The sequence below is a fragment of the Dendrosporobacter sp. 1207_IL3150 genome (assembly GCF_036763085.1).
Lineage (GTDB): Bacteria > Bacillota > Negativicutes > DSM-1736 > Dendrosporobacteraceae > JBAIYU01.
Genome location: NZ_JBAIYU010000021.1, coordinates 96,858 through 119,553, shown reverse-complemented (window position 1 = coordinate 119,553; position 22,696 = coordinate 96,858). Strand labels below are relative to the sequence as shown.

Below are 22,696 nucleotides of genomic sequence, written 5' to 3'. Positions count from 1 at the left end.
GTATGCTTTACTGTATATGGTTTTGCCATTAATGCTATGCCAGTTGCATTAATTAATCTATTTATTGTTTTCGTTAATAGCTATTATATTTTTGTGCACGTTAGAGACAAAAAAAATAAAGGATAGTGATACGGAGATGAAAAAGCTAGTACTTGGTGGAGAGTCACTGATTACTGGAGCTGGTTCGCTGGAATATTTGAAAAGTATTACTGCGTCTAGAGCTTTTATTGTTACCGGTAGTAGATCGACCATTGAAAATGGGACTATTGATAAAATCAAGGGTTATCTAGGACAGAGTAGTATAACCACCGTGTTTTCAGGAATAAACAAAAACCCAGATACAACCGCTATTTTAGCTGGGCTTGAAGTCATGAGGGAATTTAAGCCTGATCTACTTATTGCAGTAGGCGGAGGTTCCCCGTTAGATGCTGCTAAAGTTATGGCACTTTTCTATGAGTATCCTCAAATAAACTTTAATAACTTTTTTTCAGTTGAAATTCCTGAACGCCGCCGGAATTTAAAATTTATTGCTATACCAACTACCTCAGGTACTGGCAGTGAAGTTACTAAGGCAGCGGTGGTCACCTTTAAAGAGCAAAATCTAAAAATCGGCCTTAAGACAATGGCATTCATTCCCGATGTAGCTATTTTGGATGCGGCATTAACTCTAACTATGCCTGATAATGTAGTAGCAGAGACAGGTCTTGATGCTGTAACACACGCAGTTGAAGCGTATGTTAATAATAATTTAGATGACTTTACTGAAGTTATGGCTAAAGGAGCAATCGAAGGATTATTGCACTTTTTACCAATCTCATATCACTATAAAAGCCTGGAAAGCCGGGAAAAAGTTCATCATTATCAGTGCCTAGCAGGATATGCGTTTGACAATGTTGGTCTTGGATTGGCTCATGGCATAGCACATGCTATCGGTGGAAAATTTGATTTAGGTCATGGATTAATAAATGCCATTGCCTTACCTTATGTATTAGAATATAACTCAACTAGTCCAGTAGTAAAGCAGAAGCTAGAAAATCTAGCAAGGTCGATTGGTGCAAATAGTTTCACTGGTGCTATCAAAAAGTTAAATGCTGCTCTCAATATACCGAGTTCATTATCACAAGCAGGTCTATCAAGAGAAGAATATTATAGCGATTTTTCAGGTTTAGTCGAAAATTCTTTAAAGGGTTCGACCAGATTAAACCCGGTAATTGTAAGCATAGAGGATATGGCAGAAGTCCTTACAAGCATGTATGAGGGAAGAAAAATAAATGGCTAGAACATGTTTGATAACAGGTGGAGCACAAGGAATAGGTGCTTCGATAGCAAGAGAATTTAGCCTTCGTGGATACAATATAGTTATTTTAGATATTGATGAAGAGGCTTGCCAGGAAAATAAAGATTATATATTACAGGCTGGCGGAAACTGTGTGTACTATGCAATAGATATTAAAGATGAGCAGGCCATTATTGGCGTAATGCAAGAACTGGCAGAGAGTGATGTCATAATTGATGTATTAATAAATAATGCCGGCATTTCTTTGCAAACACCGCTTGATTCACCGATATCTACCTGGGATATCGTTATCAACACGAATTTGAGGGGAGCGTATTTGCTTGTAAAGCATGGTTTAGCCAGATTAAAACCAGGCAGCAGTATTATTAATATAGCCTCTACAAGGGCGACAATGTCTGAACCAGACTGGCATGCTTATGCTGCCGCTAAAGGTGGACTTGTGTCTTTGACTCATTCTTTAGCAATATCCTTGGGTGTAAAAGGGATCAGGGTGAATGCCATTAGTCCGGGATGGGTTGATGTATCAGAATGGCAAAAAAGCAGTAATCGACAGTCAGTGAAGCTGAGGGAATGTGATTTGATGCAGCATGCTGTTGGACGTGTCGGGAAGCCTGAGGACGTAGCTGCCGCCTGTATTTTCTTATCTTCTGATGATGCTGGGTTTATTACCGGGGCTAATTTAGTTATTGATGGTGGAATGACTGTTAAAATGATATATGAGAAGTAACTATTCTGTTGGTCCTTTCCAGGCTAGCATTCCACCACTTACATTATAAATGTTAGTATAGCCGTTACTTAATAATACCTTTGCAGCCGTAGTGCTGCGATTGCCGCTGCGGCAGATAAGCATTATTTTAGTGTCCTTAGGTATTTCGGTTATTCTGCCTGCCAGCTCGTCAAGTGGTATTAACTTTGCTCCGGGGATATGCCCCTGAGTATATTCATCATTTGTACGGACGTCAATGAAATCGGCTTGCTTTGATCGCCAAACTTCAAGTGCCTCTTGAGTTGATACATCTTTCATTACGGCAGTCGTAGACACATTATCACACCCTGTTGTAAAAGTTAGTATAAATAAGAAAAGTAAAACTGAAATATTTCTTAAAAGTTTGTGCATTATAGCACTCCTTTATTATTATTTCATTGTAGGTATTTAGATTTAAGCAACAATTGTTACTAGAAGTGGGGATTATATGATTGTATTAGACGTACTAGGCGTAATAGGAACTATTGCGTTTGCGCTCGCGGGGGCACTTACAGGAATTCAAAAAAAACTAGATGTTTTTGGAATTTTGATGTTGTCAATAACTACGGCGGTAGGAGGCGGAATTTTACGCGATATGCTAATAGGCAATACACCGCCTATGGCCTTTCGCGATCCGACGTTTGTTGTTATTAGTATAATCTCTGCTATTTGTGCTTGTCTAGTTTATCAGCATATTAATAGATTCAATAATCTCATTCAATTTTGCGATGCAGTTGGGTTAGGCGCATTTACAGCTGCAGGTGCTAATATGGCTATTCTTTACGACATTAATACTCCATTCATAATGATTGTTCTCGGAGTTACGACTGGGGTAGGCGGAGGAATAATAAGAGATTTATTTGTCCAAGAGATTCCGTTTGTTTTTCGCAAGGAAATCTATGCGGTGGCAGCAATTGTCGGAGCCGCCAGTTTTTACTATACTCAGGCAATTCTGCCTGATGCAGTGCCAATGTACTTGTGTTTTGTTGTCACATCTGTGATCAGAATATTGAGCATTATTTATGATTTACATCTTCCAATTATCTAGGGCAGGAAATGTCTCCTCAAATATTCTAAGGAAGAATGTTGCTTTTTAACGAAACTGACTGAAGTCTCAGAGATTGAAATGCCTAAGTGTGATCCTACGAGTCCGAGAATAGAATAATTCAAAAGGTAAGCATAAGAGTTAGACAGTAATATCACTCCCTTGCTTACCTTTCTTTTTAATCAGATAAGTTTCGAGCCCAGCGAATAACACCACAAGCAAGCCTTCTGCCAGCATCGCCAGCGGGCTGAGTACGATAGTCATCAGGGTTTTCATGTATAATTACTGTCTTTCCAATTACATCAGCTACCTGAAACTTATCGGTAAAAAATGTCATTTTAGCACAGCCATGATTTGAAAACAAGACTGGAAAATCACCGGCATGATTACCGTGAGGTTGTTTATTAGGATTCCAGTGACTTCCTGCTGCTGTAAAGGGGTTTTCAGCATCACCTATTTCACAACTGCCATTTTCATGGAGGTGAAACCCATGTGGACCGATTGGCGCCCGATTACCTTGGGCAGGTCGATATGGTGGCAGTCCGCTGACATCCACAGCCACTTCTGTACCTCCTGGGACGTCGCGAAAAACGACCATACCTCTAATGTTCGGGGCAAGTGGTCCGCCTTTAATTCTTGCAATCGCAGTTCTTGTTGGCAGACCGGACTTTGGCCAGCAGTGGTCGATAAATTTACAGTTCCAGCATAAACACTTATGGTTTTTTGGAATATCGGGGCGGTTTTTCAAATTGGACATTTACTTCACCTTCCGTTTTAATTTATTCCGTTATACTTTTATTTATCCGATAACCTAGCAGCGCTGCTCACATCTTTTACAATAGGAGTAATAACCTAAGGATACAGGCAGATGGTTAGGCCCGTTGATAGTTCAACTGAAAATTCAGATGAAGTTATATCCTAAGGGCACAGGCAGCGCCAGATGAATTAAGGCTCACTTTATACTATGTAGCAAATTATAAAATGTCTATTATGTATGGATGTTGACATTACCTTAATCTGGATTTATACTTTTTTTGAAACGGTTATTGTTTGATTTTAAAATATAGTAGAAGAAGTTTAATTGGAGGAGAATACGATGGATATTATTGCAGAAACACCAGAATTAAAAAATAAGGAAAATTGGGAAGGATTTATTAAAGGAGATGTTCTGAATTTCCTTATTGGTCATAATTTACAGGCAATAACTGTTGACGATGGGGCGGGTAAGAAGGGTATAATAAAAAGAACAGCAAGCGGGGATTATAAGGTACAAATTACATCAAATGAAACGCTGTAATATTCGGAGGTATCGCTATGAACCAATTCGAAAATGTAACTGTTGTAAAAAAAGCAAATGTCTATTTTAATGGCAGTGTTACAAGCAGAACGGTAATTTTTGCTGATGGTACTAAGAAAACCCTTGGTATTATGATGCCTGGTGATTATGATTTTGGCACAGAACTAGCCGAGATTATGGAAATACTTTCTGGCGAGCTAGAGGTATTGCTTCCTGGTTCTGATGTTTGGCAGAAGATAAGAGGAGGCGAGTCTTTTAACGTGCCTGCAGACTCGCGGTTTCAGCTAAAAGTAACTGAAGTAACTGACTACTGTTGTTCTTATATTAAATAGAAAAAGCCTTAGTTACATCCAGCCTGAATCCTATACAGGATTCAGGTTAACACTTTTTTAGGGGTGGTCTATATGTCTGTTAACAGAGTTTATGCCATGATGGTATTGGCAGCATTTTTTTGGTCTGGGGCTTTTATTACAGGCAAACTTGCTGTGCGTGAGTTTCCTCCTTTTGCACTAACTTTCTTTCGATTTTTCTTTGCGTTGCCCTTGATATTTGTAATTTTATATAAACATCAGCCAGATAAATGGCTACCGCATAAAAACGAGTGGCCACCGCTCATTATGCTCGGACTAATAGGTACTTTTTTATATCACGCACTGTTTTTTACAAGTTTACAGTATACGACTGCAATCAATTCTTCATTGATTGGATCTACTAATCCAATGATTACAGCGGTTTTAGCAGCAATGTTTATAAAAGAGAAAATAAGTTTGGTAAGAATGGCCGGAATAATGTTATCTCTGCTTGGCGTTATCCTAACAGTTACAAATGGACAATGGTCAGTTCTTACCGCTCTGAGCCTAAACTATGGTGACATCCTTATGCTTCTAGCTGTTGGCAGCTGGGCCTGCTATTCTTTACTGAGTCGAAAAGTCATGCAGAAATATAAACTATCCCCGATTTTGCTTACCGCCTATACCTTTTTAACTTGTACAGTTATTTCTATTCCCTTTGTGTTATGGGAGAATCCAGCAACGTATTTGCCAACAGTCACATTTGGCGGCTGGTTATCAATCTTATATATGACTATTTTTGCATCGGTAATCGGCTATTTAGTTCACCTAATTGCAATAGAGAAAATCGGTGCCGCTAAATCGGCAATATTTATAAATTTGGTCCCAGTATTTACAATTATTCAATCAGTTTACATTTTAGGAGAGCCATTTAGTCTGCTTAAGCTATTAAGTGCTGCGATAATAATAAGCGGGGTTTATTTAACCACTAGACCTGATGCTGAAAAGACTGAAAATTTACCGACAGTGCTTGGTAAAAGCGATTCGAAATAAAATAAAAGATTAAATTTTCTGAATATAATTTTGGTATTGACTTCGACTAAAACGGGTGATATATTTATACCAATAACATATTTAAAGGCAATGAGGCCTTCGCAATCATGATTGCGAAGGCCCTTTCTATTTTAGCAGACAAAGGCGTCCTGCAGGTTCTAATACCGCAGGGCGTCTATTTATTTTCAGCCTAATTAAGGAGGTGTGCCGGTATGTAGCAATCAGTTGCTACTTTGTACTTAGAAATGAACTTATTTTTATTATCAAGCTAATATTAAAATTAAAATATTTTAGAAAGAGGGGATTAATATGAAAAAACTTTGGTCTATCTTAGCAATTTGTTTAATGTTAACTTTCTTGCTTGTTCCGGTAGCATTCGCAGCCGAAACAGATGGTGCGGCTGTAGCAGCTGCTGTAGAAGCAGCTGCGGACGCTCCGAAAATTGATACTGGTGATACTGCATGGGTTTTAGTAAGCGCTGCGTTAGTTATGCTTATGACTCCCGCTCTAGCTTTATTTTATGGCGGTATGGTTCGCACTAAGAATGCTTTAAGCACTATCATGCAAAGCTTTTTCATTATCGGGCTTATCACAGTTCAATGGGTATTGTTTGGGTATTCTTTAACATTCGGACCTGATATTGGTGGTTTTATCGGCAATTTGGATTGGGTTGGTTTAAATGGGGTTGGTCAAGAACCGAATGCTGACTATGCAGCAACAATTCCAGCACTTGCATTTATGGCTTTCCAATGTATGTTCGCAGTAATTACTCCGGCATTAATAACTGGTTCGTTTGCTGAACGTATGAGATTCCCCGCGTTTGTTGTGTTCACATTAGTTTGGGCTACTATCGTATATGATCCGTTTGCTCATTGGGTATGGGGTGTAGGCGGTTGGCTCAGAAATTTAGGAGCGCTTGATTTTGCTGGCGGCACAGTAATTCATATACTTTCAGGTGTTTCTGGTCTAGTTGCTTGTTTAGTACTGGGTAAACGTCGCGGATTTGGTACGTCACCGATGCTTCCGCATCACTTGCCAATGACTGTAGTCGGTGCAGCTTTACTTTGGTTCGGATGGTTTGGCTTCAATGCAGGTAGTTCTCTAGGCGCTAATGGATTAGCGGCATCAGCATTTGTTGTAACGCATGTAGCTGCAGCAGCGGCAACCTTATCTTGGGTTTTTGTTGAATGGGCTCATAATGGCAAACCCACTATTCTTGGCGCGGCAAGCGGCTGTGTTGCAGGTTTAGTAGCAATTACTCCTGCAGCTGGATTTGTATCAGCAGTACCTTCAGTTATTATAGGTTTGGCAGCTGGTGCAATTTGCTATCTCGCTGTTGCTGTTATTAAACATAAACTTGGTTATGATGATTCATTAGACGCTTTTGGTGTGCATGGTATCGGTGGTACTTGGGGTGCTATTGCGACTGGATTGTTTGCCTCTAAGGAAGTAAACTCAGCTGGAGCAGACGGTCTCTTTTACGGCGGTGGTGCTGACCAATTAATAACACAGTTAATCACTATAGGTGTGGCTTGGGTATTCGCAGCAGTAATGACCTTTGTTATCTTAAAAGCAATAGGACTGTTCATGACGTTACGAGTCAGCGAGAGCGAAGAAGTTTCAGGTTTGGATGTTAGCGAACATGGTGAAAGAGCTTATGCTCAAGACTTTGTAGCTGGTGCTCCTATCGTTCATGGTCACGAAATTGCGCAACAAAACGTTGCAGGAAAAGCAAATTTAGCTTAAACTTATTATAAATGGAAATAATAGCTTGCTTTAGCTTAATAGACGATAAAGTAGGAGCGGAGGAGGACGGAGTATGAGAAAAATGACTAAGATTGAGATTATTACTCGACCAGGCAAACTTGAGGAATTAAAAGAAGCCTTAAACGCAATAGGTGTTGCAGGAATGACTGTTAGCCAGGTATATGGCTGTGGTTTGCAAAAAGGCCATACAGAAGTATATAGAGGTACTGAATATGCCATTAACCTTCTTCCTAAGGTGAAAGTTGAGACGGTAGTTTGCGAAATTCCAGTCGAGAAGGTATTGGAAACAGCAAAAAGAGTTTTAAAAACTGGTCAGATTGGTGATGGGAAAATATTCGTGTATCCTATCGAAAACGCTGTACGTATTCGTACCGGCGAAGAAGGCGACATTGCAATTATTGACCCGAAAGCCTAATTGAATCTTTATAAGCCCAGGAAATAGTCAACTAAACTATTTCCTGGGCTTATTGCATAGATAGTAGTTGCTGGAGTAACTACTATCTTTATTTCTTTATTATGTTATTTTACTTTTCTTAATTACATAGCACGATATTTTAAATATTATAAATATTTATAGCGACACCAGGCAGGATTTTCACGAAAAAATGTTTAAATAAAAGATAAATAATACTTAACTTATCCAGTTAAAATAACGATAGTATAAGGGCAAGGTGATATCGATTGGGGAAAATCCGGGTTCTAATAGTTGATGATTCGCCATTTAGCCGCAAGGTAATGGCAGGAACATTAGATCAAACAGTTTTCGAGGTTTGTGGATTTGCCGAAAATGGATGGGAAGCAGTCGAAAAATTTAAGCTTCTCTGCCCTGATGTAGTAACTATGGATATGAACTTACCTGATATGGATGGGCTTGTCTGCAGCCGTGAAATTTTAAGTATAGATTCTAACGCCAAAATTGTTATGGCAAGCGCAATGAGAGATGATAGTTTGATCTCGCGCGGTTATTCAATTGGTGTACAGGCTTTTTTGCAGAAACCGATAAAAGCACCTGAGCTGCTTGATACTTTGCGTCAGGTTTGTCTAAACAATCGGTCTAACCAAGAATGGCAGGAAAAGTATCTTCAGTATTTTATCTCTTCGCTGCAGCAGAACTTGCTTCAGATGGCTGGATTGGAAAGCGATGTGAGTACATCGCCAGACAGTCAGCCTAAATTTACTGCCCGTGGAATTGCAATTATTCTCGGCATAACAGGAAAACAGACGGGGAGAATAATTCTAAATGCTACTGAACAAACTGCTCAGAAACTTACGCAAAGAATTTTAGATGGTGCAGCAGTTGATGAGGAGGATGTTCTAAATAGTATTGCTGAAGTAGCTAATATTATTGGCGGCCATAGTGTTTCAGTTATAAATAACATATACCGCGGTGTAGAACTAAGGTTAACTCCCCCGGGGATTATGTGCGGGAATAGCATAGATATTATTAATCCAAAATTAAGCTCATTTAATGTAATCGCTGAGACTGAAATTGGAACGTTGAACTTGAATATTGGCTTTGCAGGAGGTAAATAGCCTTGGATGTCAAACTAATTAATCCCTTTGTCGATGCAGTTGCTACTGTGATGCCCCAACTTGGTTTCCAAAATGTCAGTCGCGGCAAACTTGCTGTAAAAGACCAATATGTTTCCAGTCAAGGTGTTACTGTTTTGATCGGTATGACAAATGATGTGCGAGGTAATATCGCATATAATATGAGTGAAGAAACAGCAAGGTCCATTGCATCTACAATGATGATGGGCATGCCAGTAGATAAGATGGACGACATGGCGCAGAGTGCCATATCCGAATTAGTAAATATGGTTACTGCAAATGCAGCAATTAACTTTGAAAAACAGGGCATAAGTGTTGATATATCTCCGCCTAGCCTTGCAGTTGGCGAAAACTTCAAAGTAAAAGTAAGCAGTACAAAATATCTTGCATTAGAATTACTTATTGATTCAAATGCTCTTGAACTTAATATTGGCCTAGGCCAGTAGTAAATATAAAAATCCTCACATTATGTGAGGATTTTTATATTTACAGGATATTATTTACAAAGTTTATAAACGTTTGCGAACAAATCTTTCGATTCGTTCTAAGGCTTTAGATAGATTTGCCATTGAGGTTGCATATGAACAGCGCACATAGCCTTCGCCGCTTTCGCCAAAAGCATCACCTGGCACAAGAGCAACTTTCTCGGATTTCAATAATTCCTCAGCAAACTCTAATGAAGATAAGCCTGTTTCCTTAATTGAGGGGAAGATATAGAAAGCTCCTTTAGGTTCAAAACATTTAAGCCTCATACTCCTTAGGCCGTCAATCATTAGACGACGCCGGCAATCGTATTCAGCTACCATTTTCCGCATAGTATTTTCTCCATGCCGCAAGGCTTCCACAGCTGCTACTTGAGCAGTGATTGGTGCACAAAGCATAGTATACTGATGAATTTTTGTCATTGCCGAGATGAAATCCGGATTAGACATAGCATATCCAATACGCCAGCCAGTCATTGCATACGCTTTAGAAAAGCCATTCAGCAGTATTGTCCGATCTCTCATACCTGGTAACGACGCAAAACAAGTATGTTCGGAACCATAAGTGAGGTTAGCATAAATTTCGTCTGAAATAACAATAAGATCGTGTTTTTCGGCAAACTTTGCTATCTCTAATAGTTCTTCTCTTGGCATTATGGCGCCTGTCGGATTATTTGGGTAGCCTATCAGCAGTACCTTGGTGCGCGGGGTTACTAGTTTTTCTAATTGATCAACTGTCACCCGGAATTGGTTTTCCATAGTAGTTGTTACAGGAACGGGTGTACCGCCAGCTAAAGTGACACATGCTTTATAAGAAACATAACAAGGTTCTGGGACAAGAGCTTCATCACCTGGTGAAAGAACTGCCCGCAAGGCCAAGTCTAAAGCTTCGCTAACCCCAACGGTAATTAATACTTCGCAGCGCGGGTCATACGTAACATCATAGTCCTTTTGGGTAACCCTAACAATTTCTTCTCTAAGTTCTAGCAGGCCATAGTTTGATGTATAGGAAGTATAGCCGCGTTCAAGTCCGTAAACACAACTTTCCCTGATATGCCAAGGGGTAATAAAGTCAGGCTCGCCTACACCAAGTGAAACGACCCCCTTCATTTCCGCAACGATATCAAAAAACCTTCTTATCCCGGAAGGCGGTATTGAGCGTACTGTTGGCGATATACGATCAGACCAGCTCATGGAGTCACCACCAACCTGCGGTCTTCTTCTTGATCTTCTATAATTACGCCAGCTTCCTTATAAGCCTTTAACATGAAATGGGTGGTTGTACTGAGAACTCCTTCAATTGTAGCGAGTTTAGTTGAAACGAAATCAGCGACTTCTTTTAGAGACTGCCCTTCAAGCATAACTAAAAGATCATAAGCACCAGACATCAGATAAACGTTGCGGACTTCAGGAAAACGATAAATTCTTTCTGCCATAGCATCAAAGCCGACTTCCCTTTGTGGAGTTATTTTGACTTCAATCATTGCAGTGACAGTATCCGCGCCCGCTTTCTCCCAGTTAATTATTGTATGGTACTTGATAATAATCTTATCTTCTTCTAAACTTTTAATATCCTCGATTACCTCTTGCTGTGACTTGCCGAGAAGTATTGCCAACTCAGACACTGGTCGTTTTGAATTAGTCTCTAATAATTCTAGTAATTGCTTCATTACATGCACTCCCCAATCACACGATTTTATAATTTGCTAGTATTGACAAATAAAAAAGTTCTCATCCTTAAATAAAGGACGAGAACTATTCCCGCGGTACCACCTTGTTTAGCCTTAGGCTCACTTGATCTCGTTAACGCCGAGCTACGGTATAGCTTACTTATTTCAGCCTACGGCTCAAGGAGGGCTTTCTATGTACGCTAACACCGGCTTCCAGCAACCCGGCTCTCTGAAGAAAGACAGCACATATACTTTTCCTATCATTGCCTAAAAATCTTAAATTATTAGCTTAGATTGTATAGAAAAGATAATAATATGTCTTACGGTAAACTATATATAGTAAGACACTTTTCTTAAATAATAGCACATGCTAAAACCTTTGTGCAACTATAAATACAATTTCTCCAATAATGATAAAGAAGACTGATTCAGGTGGAGTTGCCTGTACCCTTTGGGTATAGAGCGGGTTAGTCATCGGATGAATTTTTATCAACAGACTAAGCAGTAAGCAGGGCTTGTGTGGTCAATTACCGAAATAAGATCTAAGAAGGAGAGGGGATTATAAGGTGATTATCGGAAATATTAACAACATTGACCGGGAGATAGCGTTACTGTCGCCAATTTTGCAAAGAGGGCTGCGTTATTTGGCAACTACTGATTTCAGTAAGGTAGAATCAGGTAGATATGAACTTGAAGGTGAAGATATGTTCGCCTTAGTATCCAGATATAAGCCTCAAGTTAAGGCAAATTGTAAGGCCGAAACCCACATAAAATATATTGATATACAATTCGTGGCATCTGGCGAAGAAATAATGGGTTTTGCTCCGTGGTGTGCTGATAATGAGATTCTGGAAGACTGCTCGGATAGTCGTGATGCAATTTTTTACAAGTCTGTGAAAAACGAGTCTGATGCTGTACTAGCTCCGGGTACCTATGCGATTTTATTCCCTTGGGATGTACATAGACCAGGTTGTGTAAGTAATAATAACGACGAAGTACAAAAAATTGTTTTGAAAATTTCAATAGAGAAGCTAGATAAATAAACAAAGGTACATTGCATAAATACAAAATTGTAAAATATCTTCGTAATAGGGCTTGGCGTCTTACTAAGTTCATGCTATAATTCATGCTTAGAAGCGCTTTTAACAAATTAATACACAGGCAATGAAGCCAAAGATATCCCTAGTGCACAAAATACTAGAGGTGTCTTTGGTTATTTTTTTATTAGGAGGATACAATGGAATTGACAATTGGCTCGGTTGCGGTTGGTTTAGATACAGTTTGGGTTCTGATGTGCGCAGCATTAGTTTTTCTGATGGAAGCGGGATTTGCTGCCCTCGAAGCAGGCTTTGTTCACAGCAGAAATTCGCTTAATATTATTATGAAGGTCTTAATGGATTGTACTGTCGGTCTTTTAGGGTATTTTTTTATAGGTTTTGCACTTATGTATGGAATTGATAAGGCTGGTATAATCGGAATATCTGGATTTTTAATACAGGGAAACTTTGACCACCTAGGTCTAAAGATTCCGATATATGCATTTTGGATTTTCCAAGCTGCTTTTGCAATAGCGATGGCTACCATTGTGTCTGGAGCTGTTGCCGAGAGAATGAAATTCGGTCCGTATATTGTTTTCTCATTCGTAGCAACGGTATTAATATATCCATTGGCAGGACATTGGGTTTGGACTGCTGATGGGTGGCTTAATAAATTAGGGATGCTTGATTTTGCTGGTTCGGCTGTAGTTCATTCCTTAGGTGGTTGGGCTTCGCTAGCAGCGGTAATAGTGCTTGGTCCGCGAACAGGTAAATTTAATAAAGACGGATCAGTCAATGTAATGCCTGGGCATAATTTGCCGTTAGCGGCTTTAGGTGCTTTTATTTTATGGTTTGGATGGTTCGGTTTTAATCCTGGCAGTACATTAAGTGGTCTTGACTCTAATATCGCTCGGATTGCAGTAAATACAAATCTTGCGGCTGCAGCAGGCGGGACTTCTGCTGCATTATTTACCTTATTTAGGTATGGAAAGGCTGATCCAAGTATGGCCATCAATGGCGCGCTGGGAGGACTTGTAGCAATAACTGCAGGCTGCGCTTTTGTAGAACCGATCAGCTCACTGGTTATTGGCGGCATTGCAGGTATATTAATTGTCCTTGCTGTACCATTCTTTGATAGGATTGGAGCTGATGATCCAGTTGGCGCTATCGCTGTACATGGAGTTTGCGGTACTTTTGGAACTTTAGCAGTAGGTATTTTTGCTGAAAAAGGCGGCCTAATATATGGTGGCGGACTAGGATTATTAGGTATACAAGCTTTAGGTGTTACGGTTATATCACTTTGGGGCTTTGTCAGTACGTATCTGTTATTCAGTGCTCTAAAAGCGGCAGTTGGTATTAGAGTATCAGTTGAAGAGGAAGCGGAAGGACTTGACGTTAGCGAACATGGCATGACAGCTTACAATGAGCTTGAGCATTCAGCATTCAGAGGGTTGCATTCTATGTTGCCTGTCAAGGAACCAGTGCTTGTAAAAAAAGAAGCTCTTGCCCAAGAGTAGATAAAAAACCTGAGCATTGCTCAGGTTTTTTTTATTTGTCTTTGGATATTATTGGCAGGAAATTTCAGGAAGAGCGCGAATTATTTTGAAATATGGAATGTTATGGCTAATGATACCAGAAAGGAGAATTACATGGAGAAAAAACAAGGTAGGGTGCTAATTTGCGACGATTCTTTGCTAGTTCGAAAGAAGTTGAAGGATATTCTAATAAAAGCTGGTTGTGAGGTATATGAGGCAAGGAATGGTAAAGAGGTAGTTGAGATTTACCAATCAAGTCAGCCGGACCTTGTTTTCATGGATATAGTTATGCCTGAGGCTGATGGCTTAGAAGCTTTAAAAAATCTTAAGGCTCTAGATAAAAATGCCCATGTAATTATGCTTTCGTCTTTGGGGACTTCTGAAAAACTGATTCAGGCGCTAAAAAACGGCGCGGAAGATTTCATACAAAAGCCTTATACTACAGAGCAGATAATGCAGATAGTCGCAAAAATAGCGAAATAGGGAGGTTTTCTCATGCTACTGAACCAGTATTTCGGACAGTATTTACTAAATAAACAGATTTTGAGTGCAAAGCAGTTAAGAGAAGCCTTCGCCTTCGAGAATTCCGCAAAACTAAAGCTTGGCGTATTAGCGATAAATGCTGGACTGATGAATGCATCACAAGTTGAAGAAGTTCATGAACTGCAAAAGGCTAAGGACAAAAAATTTGGTGAACTTGCAATTGAAGCAGGATATCTTAGTTTGGCAAAACTTGAAGAGCTTTTAGAAGTCCAACGCAGCAGACAGATGAGTTTAAGTCAAGCAGTAGTAGATTTAGGTTTCTTAGATTTAGCACAGCTAGAGAAGGCTCTGGCGGATTATAAAAATGAGAGCAAATTTACAAATGATCAATGGCAGTCATTAAGAACAGCAGATTTTGAACAGGCAGCACATCTCTTTTTAAATTTTTCTAAAGCAGGCGGAATAGGAGAGATTTACTATGACTATGTGGGGCTTTTCTTACGTAATCTAAATAGATTTATCTGCAATGTTCCGGTTTTGCAGTCAAACATCCAATTAAGTGAATACAATGCTACCAAATGGCTTGTTACTCAAAATGTTGTGGGCGAAGTAAACTTATTTACTGGTATAGCTTTAGATGACAAGGTATTTTTAGAAATAGCCCGGCGATATAGTCAAGAAGATCTGAATGAAATTGATGAATTAGCGGAATGCAGTGTGGCTGAGTTTTTAAATGTTGTTAATGGAATATTTTGCGTAAATGCATCTGATCAAGGTGTCGATTTAGATCTTCGCCCACAGTGCACTACGCAATGTACTTCACTAGCGCTAACTAAAGGATATCGAATTCCAATCGAACTGGACTGTGGAAGACTTGAGCTAATTCTCGCAGAAGGTTTAGAATAAATAAGGTAGACTTCAAAGATAATAATCTTTGAAGTCTATTTTTTCAAAAGGTATTTGGAGCTATATGTAGAATTAGAAAGCGGATATAATATAGGATGGATAAAGAAAACATGTTAGTGACAGCGGCAAGCCGCTTATCCCTTGTGCATGTAAGAAAGTTTCTTATCGTTATAAAAAAGTGAGTAAGGTGGATGATATGGAGATTAAAGAAATTAAGAAACTAAAACTTTATGGTTTTAATAACTTGACGAAATCACTAAGTTTTAATATGTATGACATGTGCTATGCTAAAACGCCAGAGCATCGCAAGTCGTATATTGAATATATAGACGAAGAATATAACGCCGAACGCCTTACAAACATCTTGACAGAAGTTGCAAATATTATTGGTGCGAATATTTTAAATATTGCTAAACAGGATTATGACCCGCAAGGCGCAAGTGTGACAATGCTGATTTCTGAAGAACCGGTGGACAAAGATCTACATCAGGAAGCAGTTGTCTGTCATTTAGATAAGAGTCACATTACAGTACATACTTATCCTGAGAGTCATCCTGATAAAGGGATAAGCACTTTTAGGGCCGATATCGATGTATCAACTTGTGGACATATTTCACCGTTAAAAGCGCTTAATTATCTTATTAATTCATTCTCTTCAGATATAGCTATAATCGATTATCGGGTACGCGGTTTTACTAGAGATGTTAATGGGAAAAAGTTCTATATCGATCATAAGATTAATTCAATCCAAAATTATATCAAGCCAGAAATACGCGAATTGTATCAAATGATTGATGTAAATGTCTACCAGGAGAATATTTTCCATACAAAGATGATTTTGAAAGAATTTGACTTAGATAACTATTTGTTTGGTACAGCTAAAAGAGAATTACTAAGCGGAGAAAAGAAAAAGATAAAACAAAGGCTTAAAAAGGAAATGGCTGAGATTTTCTATGGTCGTAATATTCCAAAGGTAAAAGTTTAATAAGAAAAGACTTAGCTTTTCGTTAGTGCGCAAAGCTAAGTCTTTTTTAGTAAAAAGTATATGTACTTTAAGTTATACTAATAACTCAATAAATTTCTGTGCGGCTGCAGGGGTTGGTAAACTGGCATGGGTTATTAATCCTAGGTATCTTGAGGGTATTTCGGAGTCTACGTTTAAGATAATCAGTTCGCCGGAAGCTAGTTCTTTTTGTATATACTCTTTGGCAATAAAGGAAATCCCTAAGCCTATTTTAACCAGCTCAATCATGATATCTACACTGTCTAATTCAATTTCAGGTGTTACGGTAAGATTATTTGTATGTAAGTACTGTTCGAAGAAGACTCTTGTTGTTGAATTTTTCTCAAGCATAAGCATAGGGTATTTAACTAAATTGGCTAATTCAATCTGCTTTTCGTTTATGTATGCATACTTTGGAGCGGTTACAAAAACATCCTGAATTGATTTGAGTTTGCTTACTTTTGCATCTTTATAAGTTTCAGTGCTGGGTAAATTAATGATACTTACATCAACAAGTCCCTTCATTAGGAGTTCAGCGCACACTGGTGAGGGGCGGTTAGTGATGCTTATTTTTATCTTTGGATATAACTGATGGAATTGTTTAAGATAAGGTATCAGGAAATATTTACAGATGGTATCACTGGCAGCAATTCTAATTTCGCCTTGCTGTAGTGAATGCAATTCACCTATGCTCCGTTCACCTGTTCGAAGGAAGTTAAAAGCTTGCTCAACATGGCGAAATAAAAGTTCGCCAGAATGAGTTAGTTTGACTTGTTTTGTATTGCGGGAGAATAACTTACTGCCAAGCTGTTCTTCAAGCTGTTTGATGGATTGGCTAACGGCAGACTGGGAAATATACATATTATTGGCAGCTTCGGAAAAACTCAAATTTTTGGCTACATAATAAAAAACCTTATACAATTCGAAGTTAATACTCATAATAAGTTCTCCTAATAAAAGAGATTAGAATTATTAATTATTATAATCAATGATAATATATTACAATAATATTGTAAAGGTAAAGGAGGGTATAAATATGAGTGGTGTTAAAAGAATTTATGTGGAAAAACGTCCTGAATTTAATATACCAGCCCATACTCTGTATTTAGACTTAAAAGAAAGCCTAGCTTTGGAAAACTTAGAATCAGTGAGAATAATCAATCGATATGATATAGAAGGTGTGACTGATAATGAGTATGCTGAGGCTCGTGGTACTGTTTTTTCAGAACCTACTGTTGATGATGTTTATGATGAAGATATTCTAATAGATCCTTTGGATAGAGTTTTTGCAATAGAATTTCTCCCTGGTCAGTATGACCAGACTGCTGATTCTGCAGCACAATGCATACAAATATTAACACAGAAGGATCGCCCTAATATAGTTACGGCTAAAGTAATTATCCTAAAGGGAATAATATCAGACCAAGATTTTGATAGAATCAAAAAATACTGTATAAATGCCGTTGAATGCCGTGAAGCCAGATTGGACAAGCCTAGCACCTTGAATCTTAGATCCGAAACACCGGAAGATGTCGCTGTACTAAAGGGGTTTATCAACAAGTCAGCAAACGAACTTGAATTGTTTATGCAACAAAACGGGATGGCAATGAATTTTGAAGATCTTGTATTTTGCCAAAAATATTTTAGAGAAGTAGAACGGCGAGATCCGACAATTACTGAACTCAAGGTTATTGATACTTATTGGTCTGATCATTGCCGCCATACCACATTTTTAACTAAAATTGATAAAGTTGATTTTTCAGATGGTTATTTTATAAAACCCGTTACTCATGCGTTTAATGAATATCTCGAAGCTAGGCATTATGTATATGGTGATAAAGACCGTGATATATCGTTAATGGATATTGCTACAATAAGCATGAAAGAAATGAAGAAACGAGGAATGCTTCAAGATCTTGATGAATCCGAAGAGATTAATGCTTGCAGCATAGTCGTTAATGTTGATATAGACGGAGAGTCTCAAGAGTGGTTAGTAATGTTTAAAAACGAGACACATAACCACCCTACCGAAATAGAGCCATTTGGCGGAGCTGCAACGTGTCTGGGCGGGGCAATACGTGATCCCTTGTCAGGACGTTCCTATGTGTATCAAGCAATGCGCGTAACTGGCAGTGCTGATCCACGCGTTAGTGTCGAAGCAACTTTGCCAGGTAAACTTCCGCAGAAGAAGATCACTACAGGTGCAGCAGCGGGCTATAGCTCTTATGGCAATCAGATTGGTCTTGCAACCGGACAAGTAGCCGAAATATACCATGAGGATTTTGTCGCGAAACGTATGGAAATTGGTGCCGTAATTGCTGCTGCACCAAAAACTAATGTTGTTAGGGTTACCCCGCAAGAAGGCGATGTTGTAATTTTAGTTGGAGGCGCTACTGGCCGTGATGGATGCGGCGGCGCAACTGGTTCCTCAAAAGAACATACTGAAGAGTCGCTATATAACTGCGGAGCTGAAGTGCAAAAAGGAAATGCACCGACAGAACGTAAAATACAACGTTTATTCCGTAATCCCAAAGTCAGCAGAATGATTAAAAGATGCAACGATTTCGGAGCGGGCGGTGTATCTGTAGCAATAGGGGAACTTACCGAAGGTCTTGTGATAAATTTAGATGCAATTCCGAAAAAATATGAAGGCCTTGATGGTACTGAACTGGCTATTTCCGAATCGCAGGAGAGAATGGCGGTTGTTGTTTCTGCTAGAGATATAGAGGAGTTCATCAAATATGCCGACATAGAGAACCTTGATGCTACCGTTGTTGCTAAGGTAACTGAAGAGAAACGTCTAAAAATGATGTGGCGCGGCAAACCAATTGTTGATATCAGTCGTGAGTTTTTAGATACTAATGGGGTAAAACAACAAATAAACGTGCAAGTAGATTCCCCTTCGGCAGAAGATAATTACTTCAAAAATCAATTTGTAGATGAAATACAATCGGCAGATATCAAAGAATTGTGGCTTAAAAACTTGCAAGACCTAAATATATGTAGTCAAAAAGGTCTTGTTGAAAACTTTGATAGTACAATTGGGGCGGGGACTATCCTAATGCCTTTTGGTGGCAGATATCAGTCTACTCCTAGTGAAGGTATGGCTGCAAAGCTGCCGGTATTAGACGGTGAAACAACTACTGCTACTGCTATGACATATGGCTACAATCCAGTATTATCAAAATGGAGTCCTTTCCATGGCGCGGTATACGCAGTAGTAGAGGCTGCGGCAAAAATTACAGCCTTAGGCGGAGATTATTCGACTATTAGATTGACGCTGCAGGAGTACTTTGAAAAGTTAGGCCAAAATGCTGTAAAGTGGGGTAAGCCGTTTAGTGCGCTTTTAGGTGCTTTATTTGCGCAGCAGCAGCTGGGAATTCCCGCTATCGGCGGTAAAGATAGTATGTCGGGTACTTTTAAAGACATAAATGTCCCACCGACACTAGTAGCTTTTGCCGTAAATATAGTTAATGCCAATGTTGTAATATCGCCTGAATTTAAAGCGGTCGGAAGTAAGGTAGTATTAGTGCCTCTTGCCAGGGATGAATATGAATTACCGAATTTTGAAGCTCTAAGAAGTAATTTTGCAGCTGTAACAAATATAATTAAACAAGGTAAAGTATTAGCAGCCCACAGTATCCGAAACGGCGGAATCGCGGCTGCAATCAGCAAAATGACTTTCGGCAACAAAATTGGGATGAATTTTAATGATAACATTTCAGCTAATCAGCTGTTTGCTGCGGATTATGGTTCTTTAATATTAGAAATCAGAGAAGATGTAGATTTAGATGAAGTGTTTGGTGATGTGCCTTATAGACCTTTAGGAACAACTTCAGAACAATTCACTATTGAAATTAACAACTTAGTTATTAATTTAGAACAAGCTCAGAAGGCTTGGGAGCAGCCTTTGGAAAGAATCTTCCCGACTATGACGGAATCTTCCAAGGAAGAACCAAAGTTTATTCCTAATATAATTGGAGAAAAGAAAAAGTCAGCTGTAAGTTTTGCAAGGCCGAGAGTTTTTATCCCAGTTTTTCCGGGAACAAACTGCGAATATGACTCAGCTAGAGCTTTTGAAAAAGCAGGCGGGCTGGCTGACACACTAGTGATAAGAAACCTCACGCCAAATGCAGTAGAACAGTCAATTGGTGAAATTGTTCGCGGCATTGAAAACTCACAAATTGTTATGCTTCCAGGAGGCTTCAGTGCTGGGGATGAACCTGATGGATCAGGTAAATTTATTGCTACAATGTTTAGAAATCCTCGTATTAAGGAAGCTATTATGAAGCTGCTTAACCAACGGGATGGTCTAATGCTGGGAATTTGCAATGGTTTTCAGGCATTGATTAAACTGGGGCTTGTTCCCTATGGTGAAATTGTAGAACTCACGAGCCATAGCCCGACTCTTACTCATAACAAGATTGGACGCCATGTATCCTGTATGGTACAGACAAAAATCGTTTCCAATAAATCACCTTGGCTATATAACGTTAATGTCGGCGATATTCATACTATTGCAGTCTCACATGGTGAAGGAAGATTTGTTGCGAATGAAGATATGATTGCCCAACTTAGTAAAAATGGTCAGATAGTCACACAATACGTAGATTTCAATGGCCATCCTTCAAGCAATTTACCATTCAACCCCAATGGCTCTGTAGCAGCCATTGAAGGTATAACAAGTCCAGATGGACGAGTACTAGGGAAGATGGGACACTCTGAACGTGTCGGCAATCAGATAGGTATAAACGTTCCAGGGGTTAAAGACCAGCAAATTTTTGCAAGCGGTATAAAATATTTTAAATAGGGTAATTTGCAATGAAAATTTAGTTTAAATCATAGTTATCCCTAAATATAAGACAGTACACTTGACATGCCTATTTAGATTTGTTAGTATGTACACGGACTGCAAACAAGCAAATTTCTAAGGCTTCTTTTTGCCGTGAAATTAGCCAGACCGTAAGTGTCTGTGCCGTGAACTGAGCAACCCCGGTACTGCTTGTCCTTCGGTGTCTCCAAAGGACAAGCAGTACTTTGTTTAAGGGAAGGGTGGAGATACTTGTATGCAAGATGGAGTATCTTTGCAGTATACATTAAATACATACGGGAGTGGGAAAATTGAAAAGAGAAACGTTTTCTTCAGGGTTAGCAGTTTTCTTTGCTACTTTAGGCTCAGCCGTAGGGTTAGGTAACATATGGAAGTTCCCATACCTTACTGGGCAATATGGTGGCGGTGCGTTCCTGGCAGTGTATTTTCTTTGCATTTTATTTGTAGGTTTACCGGTAATGTTAGGTGAATTTTACATTGGACGAAAGACGCGGAAAAATGCAGTAGGGGCACTCAACCAATTAAAGCCGGGAACATCCTGGAAGTATATTGGGATTATGGGAGCATTGTCGTCTTATTTAATAATGTTCTTCTATAGCTGCGTTGCGGGCTGGGTGTATTTTTATCTCTTCAAAGCTATCAAAGGCGATTTTGCCGGAATCACTATGGCTGCTGCTAAAACACAATTTGGTGAAGTGATAATGGGACCATTATCACCAATTGTATGGCAGTTTATTGTAATGGCTGTTGTTGCTTCAATTTTAGCCATGGGTGTAAAAGATGGTATAGAAAAAATAACCAAGACGTTAATGCCATTGCTTTTCGTATTAATTATAATTTGTGATATCCGTGCATTAACGCTGCCTGGTGCAATGGAAGGAATTAATTTTCTATTTCAGGTTGATTTCAGTAAACTTACAGCAGCTGCCGTTCTGACGGCGCTCGGTCTAGCCTTTTTCAAATTGTCACTGGGTATGGGTACAATGATTACCTATGGCAGCTACTTTACTCAGGATAATAATCTTTTTGGAACTGCAACGAAGGTCGCCTTATCTGATACTCTAGTTTCCCTTTTAGCTGGTATCGCAATATTTCCAACAGTATTTTCATTTGGGATGGAACCAAGTGCTGGTCCGGGGTTATTATTTATGACAATACCACTGGTTTTCTCACAAATTCCTTTTGGTAATGTACTTTTAGTTGCCTTCTTCTTTTTAACTTCGATTGCCGCTACGACGGCTATGTTATCATTAGTTGAAGTTCCATTAGCGTATCTAAACGAGGAACGTGGTGTTTCACGTCCTAAAGCTGCAATAATAAATGCGGTTATCATTGCGTCTATCGGAATTTTAGCAACTTTATCTGTTGATAAAGCAAGTCTGTTAGGAAGTTATACCTTCTTAGGACGAGGCTTTTTTGATTGGTTTGACTATATCTCTTCAAATATATTGCTACCTGTTGGTGGTCTTCTAATTGCAATATTTATAGGATATATAGTTAAGAAAGAAGATATCAAACGTGAAATGTCTAATAATGGAAAACTGAACATAGATTTTGTGTTTAATGTATATTATTTCATTCTACGTTATGTTACACCAGCGCTATTGCTTATTGTGTTTTTAAACTCAATAGGGATTATAAAATTTTAATTCACAATGTAAAAGCACCTTGCAAACCCATGCAAGGTGCTTTTACATTTAACGA

22 protein-coding genes and 1 other annotated feature are annotated in these 22,696 nt (G+C 39.0%); of the genes, 17 read left to right on the top strand and 5 right to left on the bottom strand.

The window, feature by feature from the left end; translation table 11 throughout:
• Window positions 1-136: 136 nt before the first annotated feature.
• Window positions 137-1,279 carry an iron-containing alcohol dehydrogenase gene (locus V6C17_RS11675; protein ID WP_333522757.1) on the top strand — a complete coding sequence of 381 codons (1,143 nt, stop codon included), beginning with the start codon at window positions 137-139 and terminating at the stop codon, window positions 1,277-1,279.
• The gene (locus V6C17_RS11670; RefSeq protein WP_333522756.1) at window positions 1,272-2,024 is read left to right on the top strand and encodes an SDR family NAD(P)-dependent oxidoreductase; all 753 of its coding nucleotides are present in this window, start codon (window positions 1,272-1,274) and stop codon (window positions 2,022-2,024) included. The genes V6C17_RS11675 and V6C17_RS11670 overlap by 8 nt, the downstream gene beginning before the upstream one ends.
• On the opposite strand, the gene V6C17_RS11665 is transcribed toward V6C17_RS11670, so the two are convergent.
• Complete coding sequence (locus tag V6C17_RS11665) at window positions 2,025-2,414, bottom strand: rhodanese-like domain-containing protein (protein WP_333522755.1); 390 nt, start codon at window positions 2,412-2,414, stop codon at window positions 2,025-2,027.
• Window positions 2,415-2,490: 76 nt separating this feature from the next.
• Between V6C17_RS11665 and V6C17_RS11660 the strand changes: the two genes are divergently transcribed.
• Window positions 2,491-3,090 (top strand): trimeric intracellular cation channel family protein, encoded by a 600-nt coding sequence (locus V6C17_RS11660; RefSeq protein ID WP_333522754.1) that lies wholly within the window; start codon window positions 2,491-2,493, stop codon window positions 3,088-3,090.
• A 175-nt stretch (window positions 3,091-3,265) separates the two neighbouring features.
• Here the strand turns inward: V6C17_RS11660 and V6C17_RS11655 are convergent, their stop codons facing one another.
• Window positions 3,266-3,844 carry a superoxide dismutase family protein gene (locus V6C17_RS11655; RefSeq protein WP_333522753.1) on the bottom strand — a complete coding sequence of 193 codons (579 nt, stop codon included), beginning with the start codon at window positions 3,842-3,844 and terminating at the stop codon, window positions 3,266-3,268.
• Window positions 3,845-4,183: 339 nt separating this feature from the next.
• Between V6C17_RS11655 and V6C17_RS11650 the strand changes: the two genes are divergently transcribed.
• The 7 genes from V6C17_RS11650 to V6C17_RS11620 all read left to right on the top strand — a co-directional run bounded on the left by V6C17_RS11650 (window position 4,184) and on the right by V6C17_RS11620 (window position 9,491).
• Window positions 4,184-4,384: a hypothetical protein gene (locus tag V6C17_RS11650; protein ID WP_333522752.1), complete on the top strand. Its 201-nt coding sequence runs from the start codon at window positions 4,184-4,186 to the stop codon at window positions 4,382-4,384.
• 17 nt (window positions 4,385-4,401) lie between these two features.
• Window positions 4,402-4,716: a pyrimidine/purine nucleoside phosphorylase gene (gene ppnP, locus V6C17_RS11645; RefSeq protein WP_333522751.1), complete on the top strand. Its 315-nt coding sequence runs from the start codon at window positions 4,402-4,404 to the stop codon at window positions 4,714-4,716.
• 72 nt (window positions 4,717-4,788) lie between these two features.
• Window positions 4,789-5,727: a DMT family transporter gene (locus V6C17_RS11640; RefSeq protein ID WP_333522750.1), complete on the top strand. Its 939-nt coding sequence runs from the start codon at window positions 4,789-4,791 to the stop codon at window positions 5,725-5,727.
• A 309-nt stretch (window positions 5,728-6,036) separates the two neighbouring features.
• Window positions 6,037-7,473, top strand: coding sequence for an ammonium transporter (locus tag V6C17_RS11635; protein WP_333522749.1), 1,437 nt, complete (start codon window positions 6,037-6,039; stop codon window positions 7,471-7,473).
• Window positions 7,474-7,546: 73 nt separating this feature from the next.
• Window positions 7,547-7,909: a P-II family nitrogen regulator gene (locus V6C17_RS11630; RefSeq protein WP_333522748.1), complete on the top strand. Its 363-nt coding sequence runs from the start codon at window positions 7,547-7,549 to the stop codon at window positions 7,907-7,909.
• Window positions 7,910-8,175: 266 nt separating this feature from the next.
• Window positions 8,176-9,027, top strand: coding sequence for a response regulator (locus V6C17_RS11625; protein ID WP_333522747.1), 852 nt, complete (start codon window positions 8,176-8,178; stop codon window positions 9,025-9,027).
• A gap of 2 nt (window positions 9,028-9,029) precedes the next feature.
• Entirely contained in the window at window positions 9,030-9,491 is a 462-nt protein-coding gene (locus V6C17_RS11620) for a chemotaxis protein CheX (protein ID WP_333522746.1), read from the top strand.
• 63 nt (window positions 9,492-9,554) lie between these two features.
• On the opposite strand, the gene V6C17_RS11615 is transcribed toward V6C17_RS11620, so the two are convergent.
• Both V6C17_RS11615 and V6C17_RS11610 read right to left on the bottom strand, forming a co-directional pair.
• Window positions 9,555-10,721: an aminotransferase class I/II-fold pyridoxal phosphate-dependent enzyme gene (locus V6C17_RS11615; protein ID WP_333522745.1), complete on the bottom strand. Its 1,167-nt coding sequence runs from the start codon at window positions 10,719-10,721 to the stop codon at window positions 9,555-9,557.
• The gene (locus tag V6C17_RS11610; RefSeq protein WP_333522744.1) at window positions 10,718-11,197 is read right to left on the bottom strand and encodes an Lrp/AsnC family transcriptional regulator; all 480 of its coding nucleotides are present in this window, start codon (window positions 11,195-11,197) and stop codon (window positions 10,718-10,720) included. Before V6C17_RS11610 ends, V6C17_RS11615 begins: the two co-directional genes overlap by 4 nt.
• Before the next feature lie 71 nt (window positions 11,198-11,268).
• Window positions 11,269-11,470, bottom strand: a binding site (T-box leader).
• A 293-nt stretch (window positions 11,471-11,763) separates the two neighbouring features.
• Here V6C17_RS11610 and V6C17_RS11605 point away from each other — a divergent pair.
• From V6C17_RS11605 to speD, 5 genes are all read left to right on the top strand, one after another.
• A complete protein-coding gene (locus tag V6C17_RS11605; protein WP_333522743.1) occupies window positions 11,764-12,240 on the top strand; it encodes a YhcH/YjgK/YiaL family protein in 477 nt (158 codons plus the stop codon).
• Between the two features lie 194 nt (window positions 12,241-12,434).
• Window positions 12,435-13,751: an ammonium transporter gene (locus V6C17_RS11600; protein ID WP_333522742.1), complete on the top strand. Its 1,317-nt coding sequence runs from the start codon at window positions 12,435-12,437 to the stop codon at window positions 13,749-13,751.
• A gap of 132 nt (window positions 13,752-13,883) precedes the next feature.
• Window positions 13,884-14,252 carry a response regulator gene (locus tag V6C17_RS11595; RefSeq protein ID WP_333522741.1) on the top strand — a complete coding sequence of 123 codons (369 nt, stop codon included), beginning with the start codon at window positions 13,884-13,886 and terminating at the stop codon, window positions 14,250-14,252.
• 12 nt (window positions 14,253-14,264) lie between these two features.
• Window positions 14,265-15,158, top strand: coding sequence for a hypothetical protein (locus tag V6C17_RS11590; RefSeq protein WP_333522740.1), 894 nt, complete (start codon window positions 14,265-14,267; stop codon window positions 15,156-15,158).
• Window positions 15,159-15,354: 196 nt separating this feature from the next.
• Window positions 15,355-16,143, top strand: coding sequence for an adenosylmethionine decarboxylase (gene speD / locus V6C17_RS11585; RefSeq protein WP_333522739.1), 789 nt, complete (start codon window positions 15,355-15,357; stop codon window positions 16,141-16,143).
• A 72-nt stretch (window positions 16,144-16,215) separates the two neighbouring features.
• Here speD and V6C17_RS11580 read toward each other — a convergent pair whose 3' ends face one another.
• The gene (locus V6C17_RS11580; RefSeq protein ID WP_333522738.1) at window positions 16,216-17,100 is read right to left on the bottom strand and encodes a LysR family transcriptional regulator; all 885 of its coding nucleotides are present in this window, start codon (window positions 17,098-17,100) and stop codon (window positions 16,216-16,218) included.
• Between the two features lie 97 nt (window positions 17,101-17,197).
• Between V6C17_RS11580 and V6C17_RS11575 the strand changes: the two genes are divergently transcribed.
• A complete protein-coding gene (locus tag V6C17_RS11575) occupies window positions 17,198-20,971 on the top strand; it encodes a phosphoribosylformylglycinamidine synthase (protein WP_333522737.1) in 3,774 nt (1,257 codons plus the stop codon).
• A gap of 311 nt (window positions 20,972-21,282) precedes the next feature.
• Entirely contained in the window at window positions 21,283-22,641 is a 1,359-nt protein-coding gene (locus tag V6C17_RS11570; RefSeq protein WP_442891490.1) for a sodium-dependent transporter, read from the top strand.
• The last annotated feature ends 55 nt before the right edge of the window (window positions 22,642-22,696 follow it).